Genomic DNA, 7,475 nt, shown 5'->3' on the forward strand with positions numbered 1-7,475 from the left:
TCTTGCTTATCCTCGTCAGTAGAGAATAAGTGGTATCCTACCAGTCTAATAGCGATAATTTCGTAATCTGCTGGATAACCATTTTCAAAGTCATTCCCTGTATATCTGCGAATAAAGGAGTCTACCATGGGGATAAACAATTCAATTAGATCGTCTTGCTCATCGTTTTTGATACGAAGGATTTTCTTTACGTTTTCTTTTGTAGTAATCATGTGTTACCTCCTATAGAGGAAGAGGGACAAGCCCTCTTATGATGCTTTAGAAGCTGATTTTGTTTCTGTTACAGCTTTCTTTTTATGGACATAGATAGCATTTTTCTTGTTGTTAAGAACGAATGCATCGAAATAGAAACGACCTTCTGCAAGGGAACCAGAAATACCAGGAGGGTCTAAGTGAATGCGGTATTCTGCGAGTTTAATAGGGGCAACTGTCGCGGATTTATGACAAACGATGAAGTTTGCGCCTAAGCGTTTGGAAGGAACTTTCACAACAGGCATACCATCTAATTCAGCAACCTGTCCTTTAAATACAATTTTGGATTGCGCTAGTTCTGAAGCCTTTACATATCCTTCAGACTCTTTTAAGTGTTTGATAACCGCTGGTGTAGCGAAAATTACGCGATTTTCTGGAACTTCTGCTTCATCTAATGTCTCTGTTGCTGTAATAACAGCGTTGTAAACTGTTTTAGCATCTAAGTTACCTTCAACAATTGCGCCAGCTAATTCAGCCATTTTTGCGAAACGATAAGTGTCAATGTGAGGGATAACAACTTCGCGTAATTGACGCGCTAACGCTTCGCCCGCTTTCATTTTCGTTTCTTCTTCATTCATTTTGTCGATAGTGAAGGTGAACGCCTTGTCTTGCGTTAACGTCATTTCTTGTAATTCGTTCTCTAACTCTTTTGCTTCGCCAAAACGACTTGCGCCATCACGTTTGTAATCAGTAAGCGGAACTGTATTTACACTCGTGATTTTAATTGTTTTCGCTCCAACCCACTCATAATCGTTGTTTACACCTGGTGTCGCTAGGGCACCTGTACTAAATCGTTCGTCAATCTTGTCAGCGAATTTCTCTGTTAAATAAATTGGCATATAACATCATCTCCTAATCATTCCAACCCTTATCGAATGATGCTTCGATCGGGTCGACTTGTGTTTTTTCTTCTACTTTTGGAGTTTTCGGTGTTTGTCCAGCTAACTTTCCTTTTACAGCTGTTGACAACTCACTGTTCCAAACCTCAATAAATTCTTTTGCCGCTTGCGCTGTAGCTTCCTCATCTTCACCAATTAAACGACTAGCAAAGCGGGTAGGAACACCAGCCTCACGCAAAATGTCTGTTGCATGGTCTTTTAATTCAGCACGACGTGCTTTCGCTTTGTATGATTCGTTTTCTCTTTTGAGTTCTTCATACTCTTGTTGACGTCGTTCTTCTTCGCTCATATTCTTACGCTGAAACTCTTTTTCAGCTTCTTCACGTGCTTTTCTAGCTGCCTGTTTTGCTCTTTTAGCAACAATTGCATCGACATCGGCTTGCGTAAATGTTTTTTCTTCTTGTTGTGTCTCTTCTGTTTCTTGCGTCTGATCATTTTGTTCTTGCTCTTGCCCTTGTTCCTCTGTTGTATCAGCTCCGTCTTCGCTAGCAAAAAACTGTAAGTCTAATCGTAGAGGAAACTTAGTTTGTTTTAGTTCTTTCATCTGTACCTCCATTTATAGCCTGTCGGCTTTCGATTCCATGTGTTTAACGTCCACAAGTACGACGAGTATCTATTTCAAGAATTGTTTCTTATACTCGTTATAAGTCATTTCTGGTTCGTTCACTTTTACACTCTTACCAGCGTTATCTCTCACCCAACGATATTTCGGGCCACTTACACCTTCAAAATACGGTATAGGCAATGTACGGCATCGTGGATGTAACGGCGGATAGTTGTACCCCACACTTGCATCAGCACGGTTATAAACCTTACTTGTGTCTAATGAACGACACTTAGGCGACGTACGATGGTCAAATGTTACATGTAGCTTGTACTGTTCGATTTCAGCCTCACCAAAACTATCTAATGTAGCTCGGTTATAGAAGTAAGACGACTCTGTATGCACAAGCGTAATAGCATGACTCATTTCCACATTCATCTTTTTGGCTAATCGCTCGGATACTTCATCAGCATGAAGCCCTTGGATAACATCTTGCGTCAATTCTTCTCGTAGCACCTGTAACAGCTTCTTCTTGTTGTTCCAGATACGATTAGAGAAGTTCTCTCCGCTCCACGGATAAGAGAGAATCTCTTTGATCATTTTTTCATTCAATACATAAACAGGCGTTTCAATACCTAGCTTTAGAAACTCGTATTTGCTCTGTAACAGCGTTTCATTATAAACAGTAGTCATTTGCTTACGAATAGCTTTTTCATCCTTTATCGCTTGGTCTGATAGTTTCATAAGCATTTCTGACGATATGGCATCTAAACGAGTTACTTTTACTAGGTCGATATGTTGCTTAATTTCTTGTTCGATAGAATCTTTTATAGCTGAATCTACCTCTTTTAGATAATCAAGATAGTCAGTCAATCCCTTTTTGCGCATTTCACGTTCAGCTTTATTCAGAACCTCGCTTAATTTGTTGTAATCAAAGCCCTTTTTAGTGAGATAAAGCCGTGTCTCTTTGTTCACTTCGCGGTAAGCACGCAAATATGATGCCTTCAACCGCTTTTCTAATTTCTTAGCCTCTTTGTTCCAATTGGATTCGAGTTGTTCGGCTCTTTTTATCCAATACTGCTCAATTGTCGGCATTTGTATCAGCTACTTCGTTTGTTTGTTGGTCCTCTTGATCTGTTTGTCCGAAACCATACGTTTCAAACTTCTCTTCATCCTCTTTCTTCTTCATTTCCTTAACTTGCTTCACGTCTTGGATGAACGATAGAAGTGATAAAAGCACCTCTTCTGGCAAGATTCCCTGTAATTTTTGTACCAGGTCAGCTTCTTCCAGTAAGTTTGGAGGTAAATTCGGAGCAAATTGAATCTTCACATCTCGATGATCGAAGAAATCACTATTCGTCATTCCTACATATCTATTGATGAAGTCTAAGCGGTCTGTGAGCGCCTTTCGAAACATACGAGCCTTTTGCCCACGCACTTGCTCTAAAGCTAACAGCTTGTACTTAATCGCTACTCCGGATAGATTACTACCGAACGACTCGTCCGACATGTCTGGTACGAATGAGAACTTGTGAATATCATCTCTCAAGCCTTTCTTGATGTTTTGAGCGAACGTGTCATTTACATTCTTGATAAGCCAGTCAGCGTCTCCATCTTCATCAAGAAGAAACACTTTGTCATCTTTTGCTCGTTGAATATCATCACGTTGCGTATCAACCATATTGCGAAGTTTCAAGAACGCGTCTGTGAAGTCTGCTAAATCCTCCACATTACCAGATACAGCATGGTTATATGCATCCATCAACGCGACACAGTCTTCCCAATCTCCTAACTCGAATTTATTGTTTCGGTACTTAATGATCGGCACTTTGTCAAAACCATGTGGAACTCGCTCTACTAACTCGTAAGGAATGTCGACGTCAGTCTTTTCCGCTACTTTGTGAATAAACTCATATGTAGCGCGTTCCTTATCGTCGTAGATATCCATACGCACCTTGTATTCATTCTCTTTTAGAAGCGTTTCAGAAAATACAATTGCATCGGTAATGGTAGGTTTTACCCTTCCATCGTCAATTGTGATCACATTTCGAGGGTCTAGATCGACGAAGTTGTATTCTCCTTTTTCATCGAAATATTGGAGTTCATATGCAACGCCGTAAATACTACAATTGACAGCATTGTCGTAATTCACTGTTTCTTCGTCATTGTCTTCGAGGATATTTAACGCCTTTTCGAATTGGGGTTTGGAATAGACGTACGATACAGGGGAACCGAGGAAGTAACCTGTGGAAATAGTAGTGATGTATTTAGCGAAGTTATGCACAATACGATATGTTTTATTGCTTTTGCGCTCTGCTTTCTTCATGATTTCATGTTCACCGACGTAATAGTCATAAAGTTTTTGCAACCTTTTAAATGCTTTTTCTTCTGTTTTGAAACGAGTGTATAGCAATCTCGCTTGTTCGAATGTCAGCAATGTTTCACCCCCTACAATCCAAGTGATGACTTGTTGATTGACTTCAATTTGCCACCTTTTTTCATGAACCTTTCCATTGAGTAACGCCATGCGTCCATTAGGTGGTTAAAATCATCAATTGGCGTATTAAGCCTTTTTCCTGTTTTCTTATCCGTTGCGTATATATAGTTATTAATCTCTTTAATAAACTCTACACAAGACGGATGGATTACGATTTTGAACCCTTGAATGAATTGAATACCATTGTTGATAGAGTCTTTTCCTTTGCGTGCTCCTTCAATTCTTCTAATACCGAGAGATTTAATCTCATCAATACTTTTTGGTTCAGCCGAATCAGCTGTAATCTTCTCTTTTGAGTAACCTTTTTCTTCAATCATTTTTGCGATTCTCTTATTACTCATACCCTTTTCATAATACTCATCGAATACGTAAATAGTTTCATTTCGTAAATCTACTAATGAGCAACATAAGGCGGTTGGGTCGTTCGTATAACCAAAATCGAGACCGAAAGCGCTTTGTACATCTTTCCTTTGACGTATCTCATCGATATCAAAGTCACGCACTTGGAAGTTTTCATACACAAGACCATCAGCCACGCCCCACTCACCATCACACACAATGCGAGCGCGTCTTGGATTCTTCTCATATAAACTCTCATATCGTGCCCTATCCTGTTTATCTAACCACTCATTACACTTATAAGTAGTAGTAATTGCGAATGTATCATAGGCTTGTGTTTCTTCATCGAAGAAGTAAGACTTTAGCCAATGATTCTCACTCCATGGGTTAAATGTCACAGTAATCTGTTTAAAGAAGTCTGGCGAATCCCACGAACCGCGAATAGACTCAACAACAGTTTCAAATTTGTGTTGGTCCTCAATCTCATACGCTTCCTCAAACCATGCCCAACATAATATACCTACATCAACTGTAATAGATGTAATTTTCAACGGATCGTCGAGACCACGAAATAAAATTTTTTGCCCAGTCGGTATATACGTTATCTCTGGCATAGATTCATTGAGCTTAAACAGATGTTTTACTTTAAGGCGATTAATCGCCCATTTAAAATCGGTATAACAGGATTGTTTGAGAGTGTTCGAGAATCGACGAACAACGAGGATATTAGCCCAAGGATATTGCATGAGCCTTTTTGTGAGGTTTATTACGGTGGTTTTCGATTTCTTGGAGCCACGAGAGCCTTTACAGACTCGATAGAAGTTTTTGCAGTGCCAGAAGCGGTTATAGCCCTTTCCAATGACTTCTCTAAAATTAATTTTTGGCTGTACGTTTAATGGAGCCTTATTCATCGTCATCTAGCGGCACATCATCAACGAATGTCGGCACTGTAACCTCAACTTCTTTCTTTTCAGTCCACATCATATGACGTTTTCCAAGAAGCTCCGCCGCCTTTACACGGTCTTTCACATAAGTGTCCTTGTCTTGTAATTCAAAGTATCCTTCACCTTGCCCGACAGGGACTTGCTCTGTCATCTCCCCGCGCATGACCTTTGTCAAAAACTCAAGGATTTCGTCTTGCGAGGCTACCCGTTCCTCATCCTTTTCAGCCATTCGTTCTTCTATGTACTGCTGAATGACTAGTTTTGACAAGTTTTCACTTGCGATGCGATTTAAGTTCCCGCCTTTGTATCCAGCCTTTCTAGCCGCTTCAGTAGCGTTCCCTGTTTCGATATAGTAATCACAAAACGCTTGTTGTTTAGGAGTTAGTTTCATTACATATCACCGCCCCCTTTTCTTATTAACCATATTTAATTGGAATAAAAAAGAGCAACACGTATATTGTATCGCTCTTTTCCCGTTCTCAAGGAGGTTCCCGCAGTCCTTGAAGTGCTTTCACACTTCTTAAACCCTACAAATTTTATAGAGTTTAAGAAACGGAAAAACCGCTTCTTGTAGACACGAACAAGATGTAACTCATATTTCGGATATTAGGTTGGTTTGAGGCTGCCCATACCTCTTCGAACCGAGAAATGTTTTTTGGAGTAAACGCATGCGTGTGGTTGTTTCGGCGGGATTTCTCGGCTCAAAGAGATAGGGGAACTGCTTGTATTCCCCGACCTCCGCATATACATTGGCTGAGTACATATGCTCCATCAAGGTGAAAAGAATGGCATTTCGCGAAAATACTTTACCTACTCACTCACAAGTAGCTCTCGTATTATTTGATGTTATTCACATCTTTAAACTCCTTATATTCTTATAATAGGCTTATACTCCTAAAGCACTTAGGCGATATAAGAAGCTTAAAGAGAGGAATAACCCTCTCCCTCGTTGATTGGACCCTAACTTACGTTTATTCGTGAGTAAACTATAATTAATCGCCCAATTCAAAGCATTTAAAGGACATCTCAAATCGTCAGCGTCGCTGTTTCCGCAGCGGTACTTATTACACTTACATCATACAAGTACGCTTGCAATATTTTTTATCAACTTTTTATCTGTTTTTTATCAAAAAGAAAGCCACCTAAAAGGTAGCTCATTCATCATACGGTCGATATTTAGCCCTCAAAACTTCTAGCTCTTTTTTCTTCTCTGCGATGTCCTTTCTCAAAAACAAACTAACATTTCCAAGTTTCTTAATAGGGACTAGTTTACCCGCTTTAATCATTGCGCTCATACGTACTCTAGATATCTCTAATATCTCCATAGCCTCTGGAGTGGTAAGAACTTCATTTCGAATGAAGTTCTCTACTTCTTCCCTTGAATTTAAATGATACTTCACCACTTACCACCTCTTATATCTTTAACGACAAAAACAATTGTTACAACTAACACGATTACCGCCAAAATATCAGTAAATACATTCTGCCACATTTGACGAATTGTAATAACTGCAAAGCATGCTAATATTAACGAAAAGATAAACGTTTTAGTATTCTTTTTCATTTTATTAACTAGACGTGTTATAATTTTATTGAGAAGCGAGCGGGTAACTCGCTTCCCTTGTGAGGTTCTTCAGTTATCTTTCTTTTCGTCTTTATCTTTATCTTTATCATGAGATTGAGCCACAATCCAAGCGATAGAGACTACGAAGTAGATAATCTGAAGAACTTTTATCATATCTATTAACATTTGTAAATAGATATTAGAAAGTTTTTTTGTTAAAAATGCAAAAACCGCCATTTCTAGCGGTTTTCCTCAACTTCAATCCCTAGCTTATAAGCCAACTCATATAAAGCTTTATTTCTTTTTCTATAGTAATCTGGTTGAGACATATTTAAAACTCTACACATCTTCACCCAACTATGTTTCTCTCTCCCTAAATAAGCCAATTCAATCAATTGCTTATCGTAAAGATTAAGCTTGCTCACTCCTTTCCTTA

The 7,475-nt window shown here is 39.1% G+C and carries 10 protein-coding genes and 1 pseudogene; all 11 read right to left on the bottom strand.

The features are described 5' to 3' along the window. On the bottom strand, window positions 1-212 hold a 212-nt coding region (locus MR058_RS22415), incomplete at its 3' end, for a head-tail connector protein (RefSeq protein ID WP_242145897.1). Between the two features lie 36 nt (window positions 213-248). Further along, window positions 249-1,091 (bottom strand): hypothetical protein, encoded by an 843-nt coding sequence (locus tag MR058_RS22420; protein ID WP_012095402.1) that lies wholly within the window; start codon window positions 1,089-1,091, stop codon window positions 249-251. A 13-nt stretch (window positions 1,092-1,104) separates the two neighbouring features. Continuing rightward, on the bottom strand, window positions 1,105-1,695 hold the full coding sequence (locus tag MR058_RS22425; RefSeq protein WP_012095403.1) for a DUF4355 domain-containing protein: 591 nt from the start codon (window positions 1,693-1,695) through the stop codon (window positions 1,105-1,107). A gap of 69 nt (window positions 1,696-1,764) precedes the next feature. Next, complete coding sequence (locus MR058_RS22430) at window positions 1,765-2,790, bottom strand: minor capsid protein (RefSeq protein WP_012095404.1); 1,026 nt, start codon at window positions 2,788-2,790, stop codon at window positions 1,765-1,767. Then, complete coding sequence (locus MR058_RS22435; protein WP_242145898.1) at window positions 2,777-4,132, bottom strand: phage portal protein; 1,356 nt, start codon at window positions 4,130-4,132, stop codon at window positions 2,777-2,779. Before MR058_RS22435 ends, MR058_RS22430 begins: the two co-directional genes overlap by 14 nt. An 11-nt stretch (window positions 4,133-4,143) precedes the next feature. After that, window positions 4,144-5,448 (bottom strand): PBSX family phage terminase large subunit, encoded by a 1,305-nt coding sequence (locus MR058_RS22440; protein WP_012095406.1) that lies wholly within the window; start codon window positions 5,446-5,448, stop codon window positions 4,144-4,146. After that, window positions 5,435-5,866, bottom strand: a complete 432-nt coding sequence (locus MR058_RS22445) for a terminase small subunit (protein WP_048723920.1) — start codon at window positions 5,864-5,866, stop codon at window positions 5,435-5,437. The genes MR058_RS22440 and MR058_RS22445 overlap by 14 nt, the downstream gene beginning before the upstream one ends. Before the next feature lie 763 nt (window positions 5,867-6,629). Next, entirely contained in the window at window positions 6,630-6,875 is a 246-nt protein-coding gene (locus MR058_RS22450) for a helix-turn-helix domain-containing protein (RefSeq protein ID WP_048723940.1), read from the bottom strand. Then, window positions 6,872-7,039, bottom strand: a complete 168-nt coding sequence (locus tag MR058_RS22455; protein ID WP_164468646.1) for a hypothetical protein — start codon at window positions 7,037-7,039, stop codon at window positions 6,872-6,874. Before MR058_RS22455 ends, MR058_RS22450 begins: the two co-directional genes overlap by 4 nt. Window positions 7,040-7,108: 69 nt before the next feature. Then, window positions 7,109-7,276: a hypothetical protein gene (locus MR058_RS22460; protein WP_157671230.1), complete on the bottom strand. Its 168-nt coding sequence runs from the start codon at window positions 7,274-7,276 to the stop codon at window positions 7,109-7,111. 2 nt (window positions 7,277-7,278) lie between these two features. Beyond that, window positions 7,279-7,475, bottom strand: a pseudogene (locus MR058_RS22465) (ArpU family transcriptional regulator); the annotation flags it as partial.

The sequence above is a fragment of the Bacillus cereus group sp. BfR-BA-01430 genome, assembly GCF_022663115.1.
In the GTDB taxonomy this organism is placed as follows: Bacteria; Bacillota; Bacilli; order Bacillales; family Bacillaceae_G; genus Bacillus_A; species Bacillus_A cereus_BD.